Origin of the sequence: Leptolyngbya iicbica LK, from assembly GCF_004212215.1 — a bacterium.
Classification (GTDB): Bacteria; Cyanobacteriota; Cyanobacteriia; order Phormidesmidales; family Phormidesmidaceae; genus Halomicronema; species Halomicronema iicbica.
This window is the reverse complement of record NZ_QVFV01000003.1, coordinates 247,476-263,252: the sequence shown is the minus strand read 5'-3', so window position 1 is coordinate 263,252 and position 15,777 is coordinate 247,476. Positions and strand designations below refer to the sequence as shown.

General features: G+C 56.0%; 13 protein-coding genes. 6 read left to right on the top strand and 7 right to left on the bottom strand.

The window, feature by feature from the left end:
• The first annotated feature begins 305 nt into the window (after positions 1–305).
• Complete coding sequence (locus tag DYY88_RS15040; protein WP_044151224.1) at positions 306–3,599, top strand: glycoside hydrolase family 15 protein; 3,294 nt, start codon at positions 306–308, stop codon at positions 3,597–3,599.
• 256 nt (positions 3,600–3,855) lie between these two features.
• On the opposite strand, the gene DYY88_RS15035 is transcribed toward DYY88_RS15040, so the two are convergent.
• Both DYY88_RS15035 and pgl read right to left on the bottom strand, forming a co-directional pair.
• Complete coding sequence (locus DYY88_RS15035) at positions 3,856–4,491, bottom strand: peroxiredoxin (protein ID WP_039726979.1); 636 nt, start codon at positions 4,489–4,491, stop codon at positions 3,856–3,858.
• Between the two features lie 220 nt (positions 4,492–4,711).
• Complete coding sequence (gene pgl, locus DYY88_RS15030) at positions 4,712–5,446, bottom strand: 6-phosphogluconolactonase (protein WP_039726976.1); 735 nt, start codon at positions 5,444–5,446, stop codon at positions 4,712–4,714.
• 116 nt (positions 5,447–5,562) lie between these two features.
• Here pgl and DYY88_RS15025 point away from each other — a divergent pair, with 116 nt between their 5' ends.
• Positions 5,563–6,306: a glycosyltransferase gene (locus DYY88_RS15025; RefSeq protein WP_039726975.1), complete on the top strand. Its 744-nt coding sequence runs from the start codon at positions 5,563–5,565 to the stop codon at positions 6,304–6,306.
• Between the two features lie 117 nt (positions 6,307–6,423).
• Here the strand turns inward: DYY88_RS15025 and DYY88_RS15020 are convergent, their stop codons facing one another.
• Positions 6,424–7,113: an N-acetylmannosamine-6-phosphate 2-epimerase gene (locus tag DYY88_RS15020; protein ID WP_044151223.1), complete on the bottom strand. Its 690-nt coding sequence runs from the start codon at positions 7,111–7,113 to the stop codon at positions 6,424–6,426.
• Between the two features lie 269 nt (positions 7,114–7,382).
• On the opposite strand from DYY88_RS15020, the gene ndk reads away from it, so the two are divergent.
• Positions 7,383–7,835 carry a nucleoside-diphosphate kinase gene (gene ndk / locus DYY88_RS15015; RefSeq protein ID WP_039726974.1) on the top strand — a complete coding sequence of 151 codons (453 nt, stop codon included), beginning with the start codon at positions 7,383–7,385 and terminating at the stop codon, positions 7,833–7,835.
• A gap of 96 nt (positions 7,836–7,931) precedes the next feature.
• Here the strand turns inward: ndk and DYY88_RS15010 are convergent, their stop codons facing one another.
• Both DYY88_RS15010 and DYY88_RS15005 read right to left on the bottom strand, forming a co-directional pair.
• Positions 7,932–9,674, bottom strand: a complete 1,743-nt coding sequence (locus tag DYY88_RS15010; protein WP_039726972.1) for an ABC transporter ATP-binding protein — start codon at positions 9,672–9,674, stop codon at positions 7,932–7,934.
• The gene (locus DYY88_RS15005; RefSeq protein ID WP_063776180.1) at positions 9,671–10,960 is read right to left on the bottom strand and encodes a lipid-A-disaccharide synthase-related protein; all 1,290 of its coding nucleotides are present in this window, start codon (positions 10,958–10,960) and stop codon (positions 9,671–9,673) included. The genes DYY88_RS15010 and DYY88_RS15005 overlap by 4 nt, the downstream gene beginning before the upstream one ends.
• A 250-nt stretch (positions 10,961–11,210) precedes the next feature.
• Here DYY88_RS15005 and DYY88_RS15000 point away from each other — a divergent pair, with 250 nt between their 5' ends.
• Together DYY88_RS15000 and DYY88_RS14995 are read left to right on the top strand one after the other, a co-directional pair.
• A complete protein-coding gene (locus tag DYY88_RS15000) occupies positions 11,211–11,945 on the top strand; it encodes a cation diffusion facilitator family transporter (protein ID WP_130199465.1) in 735 nt (244 codons plus the stop codon).
• Positions 11,946–12,044: 99 nt separating this feature from the next.
• On the top strand, positions 12,045–12,623 hold the full coding sequence (locus DYY88_RS14995; protein ID WP_039726971.1) for an HdeD family acid-resistance protein: 579 nt from the start codon (positions 12,045–12,047) through the stop codon (positions 12,621–12,623).
• 393 nt (positions 12,624–13,016) lie between these two features.
• Here DYY88_RS14995 and DYY88_RS14990 read toward each other — a convergent pair whose 3' ends face one another.
• Positions 13,017–13,862: an acyl-CoA desaturase gene (locus DYY88_RS14990; protein WP_039726968.1), complete on the bottom strand. Its 846-nt coding sequence runs from the start codon at positions 13,860–13,862 to the stop codon at positions 13,017–13,019.
• Between the two features lie 163 nt (positions 13,863–14,025).
• Here DYY88_RS14990 and DYY88_RS14985 point away from each other — a divergent pair, with 163 nt between their 5' ends.
• The gene (locus DYY88_RS14985; RefSeq protein WP_039726966.1) at positions 14,026–15,201 is read left to right on the top strand and encodes a TetR/AcrR family transcriptional regulator; all 1,176 of its coding nucleotides are present in this window, start codon (positions 14,026–14,028) and stop codon (positions 15,199–15,201) included.
• A gap of 165 nt (positions 15,202–15,366) precedes the next feature.
• Here DYY88_RS14985 and DYY88_RS14980 read toward each other — a convergent pair whose 3' ends face one another.
• Positions 15,367–15,747: a TfoX/Sxy family protein gene (locus tag DYY88_RS14980; protein WP_044151220.1), complete on the bottom strand. Its 381-nt coding sequence runs from the start codon at positions 15,745–15,747 to the stop codon at positions 15,367–15,369.
• Positions 15,748–15,777: the final 30 nt, after the last annotated feature.

Sequence of the window (15,777 nt, the reverse complement as noted above, 5' to 3'; positions counted from 1 at the left end):
TTTTACCCAGAGGAACCTTTAGTCGCTCGGCAACGAAGGGCAGACGATACTCTGTCACTCTTTCAGAGCGATAAAGCTGCAACCATCGCCTGCTGACGCGGCCATCGCATTGGGTCGGGTCCCAATTCCTTCATGTCTGAAAGCCCGCTCCATTCACATTGTCTGAATGTGACCGTTCGTGGGGGTGTGCAGCGTTACCAAAGGGCATAGCCGCATCGGACAAGATAACGACGCTAGCTGATTTACCTAAGTATCCACTAGGCTATATTCACGCTTTCTTAAACTTTGAGCAGGACAGTGCGTTTATGGGCTCTGCAACGTCATCTTTGGTTACCCTCACCGACCAACTGAATGAATATTACGGTCAAGTCAAACAGCTGATCTTGGCGCGACAGCATCCTGTCAGTGGGCTGCTACCCGCGAGCACCGCCATCACCACCCACGGCAACTACACCGACGCCTGGGTGCGCGACAACGTGTACAGCATTCTCGCGGTGTGGGGCTTGGCGCTGGCCTACCGCAAGATTGATGAAAATCAGGGGCGCACCTATGAGCTGCAGCAAAGTGTGACCAAACTGATGCGGGGCCTGCTGTTTGCCATGATGCAGCAGGCCGCTAAGGTCGAGAAGTTCAAAGATGCCCAAGATCCCTTGGAGTCGCTGCACGCCAAATACGACACGGCGACCGGCAGCACGGTGGTGGGCGATGACGAGTGGGGGCATTTGCAGATTGATGCCACCTCGGTGTTCTTGCTCATGCTGGCGCAGATGACCGCTTCAGGCTTACAAATCATTTTCACGCTGGATGAGGTGAGCTTCATTCAAAACCTGGTGTACTACGTGGCGCGGGCCTACCGCACCCCCGACTACGGCATTTGGGAGCGGGGCAACAAGCTGAACCACGGCAAGCCAGAACTCAATGCCAGTTCAGTCGGCATGGCCAAGGCGGCACTAGAGGCGATGGATGGTCTGAACCTGTTTGGCGTGCAGGGGGGGCAGGCGTCGGTGGTGCATGTGTTGCCGGATGAAATGTCGCGGGCGCGGCTGACGTTGGAATCCCTCTTGCCCCGCGAATCAGGCTCGAAGGAAGTAGATGCGGCGGTGCTGAGCATTATTGGCTATCCGGCATTTGCGATTGAGGATGCAGATTTGGTCGATCGCACCCGCACCAAAATCATCGACAAGCTGCAAGGCAATTACGGGTGCAAGCGTTTTTTGCGCGATGGTCACCAGACGGTGATTGAAGACACCACTCGCCTGCACTACGAATCGGCCGAGCTGCAACAGTTTGAGCATATCGAATGTGAGTGGCCCCTCTTTTTCACCTATCTCTATTTGGATGGGCTGTTTCGCAATGATGCGAAAGCGGTGGACTTTTATCGGCAACGGCTAGAGGCGATAGCGGTGCCCCAAGATGGCCTGCAACTCTTGCCCGAGCTGTATTACGTGCCGGAGGAGGCGATCGCGGCAGAGCGTGAAAAGCCGGGGAGTCAGACCCGGTTGCCGAACGAGAATGTGCCCCTGATTTGGGCGCAGAGCCTTTATTTGTTGGGTCAACTGCTTGAAAACCGATTGATCACCCCCGGCGATATCGATCCCCTGGGGCGTCACGCCCAGGTGGGTCGCAAACGGCAGTCCATCGTCCAAATTGCGCTGATTGCGGAAAATGAAGCCCTGCAAGAGACGCTGGCCGATTACGGCATCGAGACCCAGGTGCCCGAACAGGTCGAGCCCGTCAAAATTTATCCGTCGGGTGAGCTGTCCGCGATTTATGCCCAAATCGGCATTAACGAAAAATTGGGCCTTTCGGGACGTCCGATTCGGCGACTGCGGGGACTGACCACTGCCCAAGTGTTCCGCATTCGCGGCGAAACAGCGGTCTTTTTGCCGTCCTTTCTCGACCCGCAAAAGTTTTACATCACCCTGGACTATCACTTTTTGGTAGCCCAAATTCGCAGCGAGCTGTCCTACATTCACTATCACTGGAAGGCGATCGGCCGACCGACCATCACCCTCTTGCTGACCTACGACATGTTCGAGTTGGGACATCGGCCGATTCATGAGTCGCCTTTGCTCGCCCTCATTCAAGAGCTCAAAACGGGACGTTGTGGGGGCGTACCGGTGGTGTTGGGGCCACTCAACCAACTCTTGCTCACGGCGGGCTCCGAACGGGTGGATGATGTGGGGGTTTATGCCTTCCATCCGCCGACCCTGCGCGATCGCGTTCACCGCTCGGCTTACCTGGCGATGGTGCCTGAAGAGACGGTTCCGCTAGATGTGTGGCACCTGTTTCGCATTGAGCGGGAGACGGATGCGGGGCATCTGGTCAACAATTTGCAGCGATCGACCAACCTGTACGAGCAGGTGGAGCTGCTGGCGCGACTGCAGGCACTAGAAGGGCTCGATTTTGACACAGGCATTGATCCAGACGGCCCGATGACAGTCGGTGACCTGCTCGAAGAAGTCTACGTCAAAGCGGGACGGCAGGAAATTTGGGTGATCGTGCGCCGCGCCGCCGGACTCCTGAACAAGATGGATGTGAATTTGTCGGATGCGGTCACCGAGCTGTTAGTGCGCCAAAAGTACGTCACGGTGGGCAAGGCCTACTCCGATGACTCGCTGATTCGCGACCCCATGCCCCACTCAGAAATCATGGAGAAAATCATCACGTTTTGTCGAGAAGACGAACGCGATCGCGCCCTCACCCAAGAAATCATCGTCTACCTGAGCGTCCTGATCAAATCCGAGCGCGAACTGTTTGACGGCCTGCTGACGCTGCGGGTGGGCTATTTGATTCTCTTGCTGACGGGTGAAATGGCCCGCGAGCATTACATTCCCCGCGACGAAGCCTACGATCGCCTCACCGCCCTCAGCCCCTATGAAGTCAAAATGCGGCTGCGCCAGGTATTGGCGGGCTACAGCGGCATCAATCGCACCCTCTTTCAACAAGAATCCCTGCACATCAAAACCTCGTCTCCGGTCACCTGGAGCGTGGTGCCGGAGCAATTTGAAGCCACGAGTGAAATGTCAGTGGAAGACTGGTGGCGCAAGCGACAAATCGATGGAGAGCTGACTCGCCTGCCGGAAGAGTTTTACCTCAAAGTGTGGGAGCTGCTGCATCACTGCCGGGGCGTCATTATTGGCAACAAGCTCGATCGCCGCAACCGCATTGATAGCGAATCGGTAATTTCGGAAATGACGCCGGGAGAGGCCAACTTCGCCCGCCGCCTGGATCACTTGCTCACCAAAATCCACGCGCCGGAATATCGCCACCTCACCATCGAGTCCCTGCGGGAACTGGCGGCGATTTTTGAAGGCAATCCCGATCTCCAGTTTGATGATTACATCGCCCTGGATGTGCTGATCGGTCACGCTGTCCGCATTGCCTGGGTCGAAGATCGGCCCGATCGCGCTGGCCAATATGATGCACAGAAAGAGGCCGCGTGGTCGGCGTTTTATGGGCGATCGCCCAAAGACTGCGCTATTTACACGTCCAAGGCGCTCCAATTCTTGGTGGAAATCGCCGAGGCCGAAGCCGCCGAAACCGCTGCCCGCGAAGCCGCCGAGGCTGCCGAAGCAGAAGCTGCCGAAATCAGTTGATCCGGTAGGCACAAATTCACATTGACCTGGCAACTCCAGGGGACGGGTCCCTGTCGGATCAACCGATACATTCGGGATAAGACCAAGGGACCCGTCCCCTGACACCGATATATTCGGGATCAGACCAAGGGACCCGTCCCCTGACTTCGGCCAGGCACTATCGCTAACGCATCTCGCCCAACAACAAAAAGGGGCTGCCGTGTTTACGACAGCCCCTTTTTGATAGTCCTAAAGTTGGCAGCAATGCCACATCAACTTACTTGTTGGGCTGCGGAGTCATGCGCAGGTAGGGCTTGATTTCAGTAACGCCCTTGGGAAACTTCTGCTTCGCATCTTCGGTGGAAATCTTGGGAGAAACGACGACATCTTCGCCATCCTTCCAGTTCACCGGAGTTGCCACGCTGTAGTTATCCGTCAACTGCAAAGAATCGATGACGCGCAGAATTTCCTGGAAGTTGCGGCCCGTGCTGGGGGGATAGGTGATGGTCAACCGCAGCTTACGGTTCGGGTCAATCACGAAGACGGTGCGCACGGTGACCTTGGCATCGGCATTGGGGTGAATCATGCCGTACAGGTTAGAAACCTTGTTATCGGCATCCGCAATGATGGGGTAGTTAACAGCGGTGCCTTGGGTTTCGTCAATATCGCCAATCCAACCCTTGTGGGAATCAACGTCGTCCACACTCAGGGCGATCACTTTGGCATTGCGCTTGGCAAATTCGCCTTTGAGCTTAGCGACTTCACCCAGTTCTGTGGTGCAAACCGGAGTGTAGTCAGCGGGGTGGGAAAAGAAGACGACCCAGCTATCACCAGCCCAGTCGTAAAACGTGATTTCACCCTCGGAAGATTGTTGAGTGAAATTAGGTACGGTATCGCCTAATTGCAGCGTCATAGGTAACTCTCTCTCTGAATCTGAAAGGTCAATGTGGTTGTGACTGAGTTAGCCACGATTGTTATCTTGCCACAAACCCCGGTATTCCGGTCGGGCTTTAGAGGATTAATTTAACAAATGCAAATTTCGGCCCCTGTGGGGGCGATCGCCGCTACTGGGAATGGCACTTTAATGAGCGGCCACACCCTTTGTTTATAAAAGGTTTGAGGTGGTCAGCTACCTAAGCCTCGCGAACGTTTGGCAGGGTTTTGACAGCCGCGCCCGCCGCTGCATCCAGGAGCCACCAAAGTTCACCCTCGGGACGAATGGTGCGCGAGGGAAATTCCAGATCATCGGCATCGTCAGAAAAGACGGCCTTTAAGGCGGGTTGCTTATTGCTGCCAGACACGAGGAACATCACACAACGGCTTTGGTTGACCACGGTCGCTGTGAGGGTAATGCGGGGTTCACCGTCTTTGTTGCCCACGGTGACGAGGCGATCGCTCACGGTCACCGCCTCGGTATGGGGAAACAGTGACAGCGTGTGCCCATCGTCGCCCATGCCCAGCAGCACGATATCGAAGGTAGGCTGATAGCCCAACACGTCCTTCAGCAAGGTTTCATGAGCGCTAGCGGCAGCCTCGGGCTGTTCAAAATGCGTCGGCATGATGTGGATCTGCGTCGGCGGAATGGCGACGTGATCCAACCAGGCGGCTTTGGCCATGCCCGCGTTGCTATCAGGATGATCGACCGGGACGTAGCGCTCATCGCCCCAAAAGATGTGGAGGTTGGCCCAGGGCAGATCGAGTTTGGCAAGCCCTTCGTAGAGCGGCTTGGGCGTGCTGCCGCCAGCCAGGGCGATCGCACAGCGGCCATGTTCCGCGACGGCGGTTTGGATGCGGTCTTGCACCAATTCCAGCGATCGCGCCACCAAAGCGGGGCGATCGGGATAAATTTCAATCTGTGCAGTAGTCATAACCTTGAGCGATAGACGTGGGAACCTTCGGTTGCAGCGTAAACGATTTTCTCTGCCGGGCGAGATTGCTTAAGCTTTACTTTTAGAGTGCGTAGGATTCGTTCAAGGTTGAGCCTGTGATTTCTGTTGTCTTGCCCTGTGTCAATGAATTGCGCCACGGCTATTTGCCCAAAATTATTGAGAATTTACAGGCCCAGCAGGGCGATCAGGAACTCATTGCGGTTGTGAGTGCCAGCTCGGATGAAACGTTAGCCGTCTTGCAAGCTGCTCCCCATTTCCGGGTAATTGAGTCCGAGGCCACGAATCGCGCGCAACGGCTAAATGTCGGCATCCAGGCCAGTCAGGGAGAGGTGGTGCTGCTACACCATCCCGCGACGCTGCTACCGCCAGAAACGGCTCTGCGACAAGTCGCTCAGGCTTTTCAAGATCCAACGGTCATGTGGAGCGGCTTTCGTCACCAGTTTGACCTGAGCCACTGGCTGTTGCGCTACACGTCCTGGTATTCCTCGGTGGTGCGGCCTCGCTGGGGGCAGATTTTGTATTTGGATCATTGTGTGGCGGTGCGGCGATCGCTCCTGCAAACCATCGGCGGTGTGCCCGATCTCGACATTTTTGAAGACACGGTGCTGAGCCAGCGACTAAAGGAATATGGCCCACCGAAAATCTTGCCCGGTACGGTGGTGACCTCCGCGCGGCGATATCGCGATCGCGGCGTGCTTCGCCAAGCTCTGATGAATCAATCTCTCAAGGTGATGTACCACCTCCAGCTCGATCCCCGCTGGATGAATCGCCTGTACGAGCGCAAAGCCCAAATCAACGTCACTTACGCCGATGATGAAATTAGACCCAAATCTAAATAACTGGAATTGCCATGTGAAGAAAGGAGACTTAAATCCAGTGTGGACAGCCGTCTCGGCGGTTCATGCGCAGACAACATACTTGCCCGACAAGACTTAGATTTCATGAAATCCTGATGCCTAAACATCTGACAGCGCCGCTTGATAACGCTGCACCAAAATGTCGATGCCCGTAATCGCCGTGCCCACCACCACCGCCGATGCCCCCAATTTCAGCGCTTGTTGGGCGGCGGCAGGCGAGGCAATGCCCCCCTCGCAAATACACGGGACAGCAAACTGGTCGATCAAGTTGCCCAACAGTTCAAAGCCGGGTGGCTCGCAGTGCTGAGTTTCTCGGGTATAGCCATAGAGCGTCGTGCCCAAAAGATCGACACCTGCCGCCACCGCCGCCTGCGCCGAAGCCAGCGTATCAATATCCGCCATCACGGGCTTTTGAAGTTGGTCGTGAATTTGCTGCACCAAGTCGGCTAACGTTTCCCCGCCGGGACGCGATCGCTCCGTCGCATCGATCGCAATCACATCTGCCCCCGCCTCTGCCACCGCCTGCGCATGGTGAAATTGCGGCGTAATGTACACCTCCGAACTGGGGATAACCTGCTTCCACAAGCCAATGATGGGGACGCTGATGCGATCGCGTACCGCCGCAATGTGAGCCGGACTGTCAATGCGCACCGCGATCGCCCCCTGCTTCACCGCTGCCGCCGCCATCGCCCCAATCACATACGGATCATGCAAAGGCGAGTCCGCCGGAGCCTGACACGACACAATCAGTCCCCCCCGCAGCTGACCCAGCACCCTCTCAAAACTCATCACTGCCCCCTTCTGCGTTTATCCGCACGCCAACCACACCGTCCATGCTACGCCGAATCGCTCCCCCTGCTCCCCCTGCTCCCCTTGCTCCCCCTGCTCCCCTTGCTCCCCTTGCTCCCCTTGCTCCCCCTGCCCTCTTGCTCCCCCGCTCCCCCGCTCCCCCGCCCCCTTGCTCCCATTGCCCCGACTTTGTCACCCCCGCACCTTTACAAACGTCCCTTTCTTGCTCAGCATGGAAAGGATTATCCGCATGTTAGGAGTTCGGATCTGTGGAACGCACGTTTATTATGATCAAGCCCGATGGGGTGCAGCGTGGGCTTATTGGTGAAGTGATTGCCCGCTTTGAGCGCAAGGGCTTTACGCTGGTCGGCATGAAGCTGATGGCCGTGTCTCGGGAATTGGCTGAAAAGCACTACGATGTCCACAAAGACAAGCCTTTCTTCGGTGGCCTGGTGGAATTCATTACCTCTAGTCCCGTGGTGGCCATGGTGTGGGAAGGCGAGAATGTCGTCGCTTCCGGGCGCACCTTGATCGGCGCCACGAATCCGATTTCCTCAGCTCCCGGCACCATTCGCGGCGACTTTGGCATCACCATTGGCCGCAACCTGATCCACGGCTCTGACGCGGTAGAAACTGCCCAGCGCGAAATCGCCCTCTGGTTCACTGAGCCGGAACTTGCCAGCTGGACTCCCGCCAATCATGGCTGGCTCTACGAAGATTAATCGACTAAACAGCAATCGCAATTAATAAGGGGACGGTGCCCTGTTGGCTCAACCGATCTGGTGGCGAGTCAAACGAGGGAACCGTCCCCTTTTCTATCAAGACTTGAACTGCTGAGCGTAGAACTGGGCGTACCGTTGGCCGTAGCTGAGTAGTTCGTCGTGGGTGCCCGATTCCACAATCGTGCCTTTTTCGAGAAAGATGATGCGATCGGCTTCGCGAACGGTGCTGAGGCGGTGGGCAATGACGAACACGGTGCGGTTTTTCATGGCGCGATCTAGCGCTTCTTGCACCAAGGCTTCCGACTCAGAATCCAGCGCCGAGGTGGCTTCGTCCAAAATGAGGATGCGGGGATCGAAGTAGAGGGCGCGGGAGATCGCGATCCGTTGCCTCTGCCCCCCCGACAGGTTTACCCCTCGCTCACCCACCCAGGTGTGATAGCCCTGCGAAAATTGGGTGATGAAGTTGTGAGCATTCGCCAGTTTGGCAGAGGCTTCAATTCGCTCAAAATTGGGCTCAATTTCCCCATAGGCAATGTTCTGAGCAATATTGCCGGAGAACAGGGTGATGTCTTGGGGCACGATGCCGATTTGCCGCCGCAGACTGTCGAGAGTAACCGTGCGAATATCGATGCCATCGATCAGCACCTGACCCTCCACGGGATCAAAAAAGCGCATCAGCAAATTGATCAGCGTCGTCTTTCCCGCGCCCGAAGACCCCACCAGGGCAATGACTTCCCCCGGATGCACCCGCAAATCTAAATGCTGCAACACCGGCTTGCTGGGGTCATAGGCGAACGACACGTCACTGTATTCGACCTTGCCCGTGACAGCGGGTAGCGGCTGGGCGTTCGGGTCTTCGACTAAGGTCGGTGGCACATCCATCAGCTCAAACACCCGCTCCACCGAAGCTTCCGTTTGTTTGAACTCGTTGTAATGCTGGGTGACCAGATCAATGGGATGCAGGAGGAGGGCGATCGCGGCCAAAAAGCTTACCAATGCTTGCGGCGTCAGGTTGCCCTGGGCGATTTGCCAACCGCCGAGAAAGAACAAAAACATAATCCCGATCGCTTCTAAAAAGCCGACGACGGGATATTGCAGCGCTTTGAGCTGTTCGGCCCGGTAGCGTAGGTTACGGTTGTGAACAGCCTCTTGATTGAACCGCTGCTTTTCAAAGCTTTGGGCTGCAAACGCTTGCACCAGGCGCATACTGCCAAAGACCTCGGTAAGCAAGGCCGACAAACTGGAAATTTGACTCTGGCTCTTACGCGACAGCTTCAGCAGGCGGTTACCAAATTCGCCAATTAGCCACGCCATCAGCGGCGCGATGATCAGCCCCGCCAGAGTGAGCTGCCAGTTCAAATACAGCATGTAGATGGGGATGGCGATGAGTTGCAGCACGCAGGAGACAAACTGCTGCGACATTTTGTGGGTGACTTCGCCAATGCGATCAATATCTTCCGTCAGGCGATAGCTCAAATCGCCAGTTTTGTTGCGCTCGTAATAGTCCAATCCCAGCCGATGTAGATGGGCATAGACCGCCTGCCGCAGATCCAACGCCACATCGAGCGAGGCACGGATCATGATGATGTTTTCCCAATATTGGAAAACGCTGCGCACCAGAAAGACGACAGCGCCGAGCCCCAGCCAGTAGGCCATTTGCGGTACATTGCCCTGGCCGATGTAGAGCGCGACCTGCCCCGCCAGATAAGGCAACACCAGCGTCGATAAGACATAGGCCAAGATGCAGACAAACCCCAGGGCAAATCGCATTCTGTGGGGGTGAATGAAGGGCAGCAACTGCCAGTAACTAGAGCGCGGTCGAGGCGTTTTCGCGGTCACGGGGTAATGGTTCCTCTCTCAGCAGTGGGGGAATTGGGGGATAAATCAACTTGGTTCGATTGCAGGTTATCCAAAATGAGTTGCACAATCCGTTGGGAAGCGCCAGGGGTGCCGAGGCGATCGCGGCCATTTTCCACGCAGGCCGCTAAGTAATCAGCATCGTTCACCGTTTTTTGGAGGCAATGGGCCGCTTCGACCAGGGTGGCTGGCGTCGCGGGTCCCGTGCCAATCGTCTGAGCCGAAATGCCCAGCAAGCGGTCTTGGGCTTCCGCAAAAGCGTAATTGAACTGTGGCCCCTCACCGGGAATTTGAATCACAGGTTTGCCCAGGGCGACCGCTTGATCCACGGCGAGTCCGGCCATGCCGATCACCAGAGTCGTGTTGCAGACAATGTCGTTAAAGGCGTCGTCGTAGCAGCGGATTTCTGCGATCGCGCCATCCGCTAACGGATAGGTCAACTTGCCCGCATCGTATTGCCAACCTAGCTCCGTAGCGATCGCGCCCAACTCCCGCATCAACGCGGGGACGAGTGCCGCTCGGAACTGGACAGTCTGGCCCATGAGTCGGGTCGCTTCCACCACAAACTGCATCATTAGTTTGAAGTTGCGCACCGCTTCCGGCATCCGCGAACCGGGCAGCAGCGCCACCATCGGTACCGCTGGCGTGAGCTGCAGATCTTTGCCCTGGGGAATCAGCCAGTCCAAAGAGGGAATGCCCCCGTAGTGAACTTTGTCGAAGCCCTGCTGTTGCAGATCTTTGGCGGTGTAGGGATCGCGGGTGATGACGGCGCGGCAGCGGGGCGATCGCACCACAAAGCGCATGACGAAATCCGTTTGCAAATGGCCCTCGTACAGGGCAGATAGGCAGGAGATAAAGGAAATAAACGGGCGCCCAGTCAAATAGGCGCACGTTTGTCCTACGGAATCGCCCGTGGCATGCACTAAGTCAAATTCTGGCCCGTGGCGACGAATGGCTTGGATTTGGCGCAGACTCAGACTCAGCAGTCCCGCTTGAATATCTTTTAGCAGCAGCCAGCGGTTGACGTAGGTAAACCCGCCGGAGGGCAGCACCTGCGTTGGCCCCAAAATCGGGATACCCAAGCGACGATAGGCGTTGCCTTCACCCACAATGGGAATCGCGGCGATGTCAATGTCCGGGGCCAGCTTGCGCAGGGTGCGGATGACGTGAGCCGAGTGATTGTCTTCCCCGTGGCCGTTACTAATAAATAAGACTCGCTGAGGCATGGAGACCCGCAGTTCAGTAGAACGCAGAAGCCAGTTTAACATTCTGCTTAAGCCCTATTTAATGAATCGATGCCGGAAGGCAGAGCACTGATCCCTAGCATATGGTCAAACTGCCGTTGGTCTTAGGGGCATGCCTGGGCCGTGGGGAACTCAGCAGAGCGCTGCGCAGTCTGCAGATGTGAAGTGCCCGGCCAGTCGCTGGCGGCTCGAGAGCCATCCAAGTTGATAGTGCCGCAATGCGGTAATTTCTATGGTCTGGGGTATTCTTAAGCAGATATAAAGTGACGCTCCTATGGTGAATCCGTTACCGATACATTGCTCTGCCTGCTGGCAACCCACGCTGAAACTACGCTGGCTGGCGATAGTCATGGTGACCGTCACTCTGTTTGCGGGCATCGAGTTGTGGGTGGGTTGGCTGAGCCACAGCCTCACTTTGCGGGCTGATTCGGGCCATATGCTGACGGACGGCCTGGCCATGGCGATCGCCCTTGCAGCAGCGTGGATGGCCCAGCGATCGCGTTCCGTCGCGACTGGTAATCAGCGGGTCGAAGTGCTGGCAGCGCTGATTAACAGCCTGGCTCTACTGGCGATGGCAGTTTGGATTGGTCGCGAAGCGTGGACCCATTGGCACGGTACCCCCACCGAAATTCTGACCTGGCCGATGTTAATCACCTCACTGCTGGGGCTGCTGATTAATGGGCTAAACCTGTACTGGCTGCATGGTGATTGGCGTCAAGACTTGAATGTGCGCGGCGTCTTTTTGCACATCCTGGCGGACTTGGTGGGCTCCGTGGGAGCCATTTTGGCCGCGATCGCCGTCACCTTTCTCAACTGGGTCTGGGCCGACATGCTCATTGGCACGGCTGTGGCGCTGATCATTGCGGTGAGTGCCGTCCCCCTACTGTGGCAAAGCATCACCAAACTGCGGACAGCACCCCCTGATGCCGCCAAGCTGGCAGCCTCCCTCGAAGCAGTTGGCTGGCTCGAAACGGGACAAACGGATCTCGCCAAGCTGGTAACGAAATAAGAACGATTTCAGCGATCTTTAAGAATTTCAGGGTTTTTACTGATTTCCTAGCATTTCTTGACATGTTGAAAAGACAGCACGTTAAGGAAGGTGTAACTCATGGAATCAACGTCTCTAACCGAACTGCTTGGCCCAGAAGCTAAACAGGCCACAGGGTGGCTCATTGCCCTCAGCATTGTGATGATCTTGACCGGCATTCTTGCGATCGCCCTGCCCGGCATCTCATCGGTCACATTCACCCTCATCTTGGGCTGGCTACTCCTGTTTAACGGCGTCGTCCGCATCGTTAACTCTTTCCGCTCCAAGCCCGTCCGAGGCTTTTGGCTCAGTCTCATTGTCGGCATTTTGTATGCCATCTCTGGCGTCATTGTCCTCTTCAACCCGATCGAAGCGGTCCTGACCCTGACCTGGCTCTTTGGCTTCATGCTGATATTTGAAGGCATCGTGACCATCATCTCCGCCTTCGTCAACAAAACGGGACGCAGCCTCGCCTGGCTCTTGGTGTTAGACGGTGTCATCACCCTGATTCTCGGCATTCTCGTCCTCAGTCAGTGGCCCCAAAGCGCCATCTGGCTCATCGGCCTCTACATTGGCATCAGCATTCTCATGAGTGGTCTCTCGCTGTTGGTGATTGCGATGTCGACTCGTCGCGCCATTAATCAAACATCTGAAGCGTAATGCAGCCATCCCCGCACGCTCAGTAGCGTTGCGCAGCAGCATCGCCCGCTCTATTTGAGCACAATCGCAGATGAAACCAACCGTCGCAGATAATCGTCATGTCTGCGGCGGTTGGTCATAGCCGCGATCGCTCCCCCCCCCGCGCTGCCAGACGCCGAGTAAGTCGCAAATTGGGTCGACTTCGATATTGGGATCGGCATGAAGAAAGGCGACCTGAAGCCCTTCACCGATTCGCTCAGACCCTCCTGCGCCAGCGGCAAGGGAACGGTGTGAATGATCAGCCCCACACGGTAACGCCTGCGGTCAGGATTGAACCGTGCTTGACTCCTACGACCGAGGAAACGGTTTGGCATAGCTCCCCCAGCGAGACTTTCCGCCAGCGAAAACAACAACTCAACTTTTCACGCGGGGAATCATCTTCACTTTGGTAGCGAGCCCCAGGCGATGCAGCAGCCGAATGGTTTGCCACGTGACGTCAATTTCCCACCAGTGCCAGCCAGTTTGGGCCGATCGCGGAAATGTGTGATGGTTGTTGTGCCAGCCTTCGCCATACGTAACGAGGGAAACCCACCAGAGGTTGCGGGCATTGTCGTCGGCATCAAAATTGCGATAGCCCCAGCAGTGGGTGGCAGAGTTCACAAACCAGGTGGAGTGCCACAGCAAAACGGAGCGCACAAAAATGCCGTACACCACAAACGACCACCCCCCGAAAGCGTAAAGCGCGATCGCAAGTGGAACTTGCAAAAGTAGAAAATAACGGTCTAACCAGCGGTAATAGGACTGCTTCGCTAAATCTGGTGCAAATTTGGAGTACTGAGCAAATTCAAAGGACTCCGGTTGCGGTTGCAGAATCCACAGCATGTGGCTCCACCAAAAACCACGCTTGGCAGAGTAGGGATCTTGCTCTGGGTCTTCAGTAAAAGCGTGGTGCTTGCGATGACCACCCACCCAAAAAATCGGGCCGCCCTGTGCCGCTAAGGCGCCCACCGTCGCAAAGAGATATTCCAGCCAGCGGGGCACCCGAAAACTGCGGTGACTCAGTAAGCGATGATAGCCCAAACAAATGCCGATGCTGCCAAAGAGCCAATGCAACAGCAGCATGACCCCCAGCGCTGACCAAGAAAAATAAACGGGAGCAAGGATCAGGGCGATCGCGTGACATACCCCAAAAAAGAACACAACTCCCCAATCCAAAGTATTGCGGGCACGGGGAGGAGTCGATAAACGTGTTGAATTCATTGCACCAACCGAACAGTATGTTTTATCAAACGTGACGGCCTGCTAAGGTAAAGCAAGTGCCACTTGCACAAGGGTCAGCTTAGCGAGTTTTGGGCAGGGTGACAAGGGCTCAATGTTGTCTTAATATTTGGTTGAATGCAAGCACAGCTTGCAGACTGGTCATATGGCAAAATCCTCTCGCGAAAGTCTGATTCAAGCCGCTCTGCAACTCTTTTTGGCGCAGGGGGTCAGTCAAACCACGACCCGTCAAATCGCGGACCTGGCGGGCGTCAATGAAGTGACCCTGTTTCGAAACTTTGGCAACAAATATGGCTTGTTGCAGGCAGTGCTGACTGCGGCCCCAACTTTTCGTAATTTGGGCGAAGGATTGATGGAGCAAACCATTGCTACCAGCGATCGCCACCAAACCCTGAAAACCTATGCGGGGGAATGCTTGGCAGCGTTAGAACAAGCCCCCGCATTTGTGCGATCGCTGATTGGCGAGGCCGGTCAATTTCCCGACGACAATCGGCAGGCCCTTGGCCAGCGCATTCAAGAAGCCAGCCAATATGTGGCGCAATATTTAGAGCACACCATGCCCAATCGCCACTTTGCCGCTGGTCAGCTATCGGGCTACCTTGGCGCGCTCTTGGTAGGGTATGTCGTGATCGAATCCACCAGCGACGGGCATGGTCTCTGGGCCAACCGCGAAAATTTTCTCGATGGGTTGGTCGGGTTGCTCCTGGGAGAAACCTTCGCTAATCAGGCTAACGGAGCGACTCCCCTCACCCCGACGCCCGTGCAAGATTTGCCCGCCCCCTGGGTGCACCAAATTTTGGCCCAGGCCAAAGCCGTCAATGCGCAAGACTATGCCCTGGCATATTTGCTCTTGGCGGCGGGGTTAGAACCAGCAGAAGTGGTGGCGCTGACGAGATCGCAACACCTCAGTGCCAAAACCCAGCACACGCTGCAAGTCGGCGATCGCCAAGTGCCGATCAATCAGTGGATTTGGGGCAAGCGCTATGGTTCTTACACCAGCAATCCGCTCACCAAATGGCTCAAAAGTCGTAAAGATGAAAGCCCATGGCTGTTCATTAAGACTGACGAAGAACCCGTTGCCTTCTCAGTCGAAGACATTGTCGAAAAATGGGCCGCTTGGGTTCACGATCTCTCCCTCCCTTCCCTGTCGCAGCCAGAGCAAGCCAAGTCTACCTGGTGTGTGGAAATGCTGACCCGGGGCATGACTGTGGAAAATCTCAGTCTGTTGTCGGGCTTGTCGCCAGCACAGTTGCAGCCCTATGTGCAGCGCGCACGGGAAAAAGCCGCCCTAGAGCAAGCCCGTGAGCTGGACCAAAAATAGTAGAAACCCGGTCTAAGGAGAGCTTTGAAAAAGAAATTACCCGAAAGAAAGTGTGGAGGAGGTTGCAGTTGACGTCAGGAAACCCAACAGCATCAAGGGTTCAAGCATGTTGGGCCTCGTTCCTCGACACCAACCTACGATGGGAAATTTATTTCTAGAGAACACCTAAGCCCGCGATCGCCGCTTCCCCTGCTTAGCTCGTTTACCTGCAGCGTGAGCCCGCTCAACCCAATGCTGCAATTCCGAGCCATCTTCCCAAATCGGCGGCGGAATTTCGTAGTAGGACAGGGTGATCGGTTTGCCTTTGCCGTCGTAAGTGAACGGCGGCATCTTCCAGGCTTCAAAGTCGCCCCGATTGCCCTCATCCACTTTGAAATACACCGTTTCATCCGCGATGAGCGCAAACATAACGCCCTCAAGGTAAAGTCCGTAGCCACCAAACATGCCACGGGCCGTGACGGGCGCAACCTGGTTAAGATGCCGCACGACCTCATTGCAAAATTGCTGTTTGGCAGCTTTGGCATCAGCATCAGGAGAAGGGGGCATGGCGTAGTTGGCAGCAGGTTGAGCCTATTC

Coding starts and splice junctions, on each gene's coding strand:
- DYY88_RS15040 (WP_044151224.1), top strand. CDS start 306: ATGGGCTCTGCAACGTCATCTTTGGTTACCCTCACCGACCAACTGAAT.
- DYY88_RS15035 (WP_039726979.1), bottom strand. CDS start 4,491: ATGACGCTGCAATTAGGCGATACCGTACCTAATTTCACTCAACAATCT.
- pgl (WP_039726976.1), bottom strand. CDS start 5,446: ATGACTACTGCACAGATTGAAATTTATCCCGATCGCCCCGCTTTGGTG.
- DYY88_RS15020 (WP_044151223.1), bottom strand. CDS start 7,113: ATGAGTTTTGAGAGGGTGCTGGGTCAGCTGCGGGGGGGACTGATTGTG.
- DYY88_RS15005 (WP_063776180.1), bottom strand. CDS start 10,960: ATGTTAAACTGGCTTCTGCGTTCTACTGAACTGCGGGTCTCCATGCCT.
- DYY88_RS15000 (WP_130199465.1), top strand. CDS start 11,211: ATGGTGAATCCGTTACCGATACATTGCTCTGCCTGCTGGCAACCCACG.
- DYY88_RS14995 (WP_039726971.1), top strand. CDS start 12,045: ATGGAATCAACGTCTCTAACCGAACTGCTTGGCCCAGAAGCTAAACAG.
- DYY88_RS14990 (WP_039726968.1), bottom strand. CDS start 13,862: ATGAATTCAACACGTTTATCGACTCCTCCCCGTGCCCGCAATACTTTG.
- DYY88_RS14985 (WP_039726966.1), top strand. CDS start 14,026: ATGGCAAAATCCTCTCGCGAAAGTCTGATTCAAGCCGCTCTGCAACTC.
- DYY88_RS14980 (WP_044151220.1), bottom strand. CDS start 15,747: ATGCCCCCTTCTCCTGATGCTGATGCCAAAGCTGCCAAACAGCAATTT.